The sequence below is a fragment of the Cobetia sp. 5-11-6-3 genome, assembly GCF_013374055.1.
GTDB lineage: Bacteria > Pseudomonadota > Gammaproteobacteria > Pseudomonadales > Halomonadaceae > Cobetia > Cobetia marina.
The window spans coordinates 1-871 of record NZ_BLWJ01000023.1; the positions used below are offsets into that span (position 1 = coordinate 1).

The 871-nt window shown below is 66.8% G+C and carries 2 protein-coding genes; both read left to right on the forward strand.

Features of this window, described 5'->3' with window-relative positions:
* Positions 1 to 424 (forward strand): VCBS domain-containing protein (locus tag HXS66_RS17530; protein WP_255303328.1); only part of this gene is annotated, 424 nt, incomplete at its 5' end.
* The coding region (locus tag HXS66_RS17230) for a VCBS domain-containing protein (RefSeq protein ID WP_373996135.1) at positions 339 to 871 on the forward strand (533 nt) is incomplete at its 3' end. The genes HXS66_RS17530 and HXS66_RS17230, both read left to right, overlap by 86 nt.

Here is an 871-nt window from a genome sequence, read left to right on the forward strand (position 1 = left end):
CTACGGCACCTTCACGGTCGATGATGCGGGCAACTGGACCTACGCACTTGCCAACGATGCCGAGGCAACCCAGGCGCTGGCCGCGGGCCAGGCGGTCACCGAGACTTACACCGTCGCGCTGACCGATGGCTCGACCACGATCGTCACGGTGACGATCACCGGTGACAATGATGCCCCGGTGATCCGTGTGGACGCGGACGACAGTGCCGCGGCCAGTCTGACAGAAGCGAATGCGCCGCTGTCGGCCACGGGCACGCTGTCCGTGTCGGACGTGGACCTCACCGATAGCGTCACGCCGAGTGTCACCGGCGTNCGGCACCCCGGAAGCCACTGGCACGCTGACCGCGACGGACGCCGACAATGCCGACCTGGCCTTTGTCGCGGCCACCGATGGCAGCGACTACGGCACCTTCACGGTCGATGATGCGGGCAACTGGACCTACGCACTTGCCAACGATGCCGAGGCAACCCAGGCGCTGGCCGCAGGCCAGGCGGTCACCGAGACTTACACCGTCGCGCTGACCGATGGCTCGACCACGACCGTCACGGTGACGATCACCGGTGACAATGATGCCCCGGTGATCCGTGTGGACGCGGACGACAGTGCCGCGGCCAGTCTGACAGAAGCGAATGCGCCGCTGTCGGCCACGGGCACGCTGTCCGTGTCGGACGTGGACCTCACCGATAGCGTCACGCCGAGTGTCACCGGCGTCGACGCTGACGGGGATATCGGCACGCTGTCCGAGACCGATCTGCTCGGCATGCTGGGCGTGGATGCCGCGGCCATCATCGAGGGCGCCGGCACTGACGGCAATCTCACCTGGACCTTCGACAGCAGCACGGTCGGGGAAGATTTCGACTACCTGGCGGC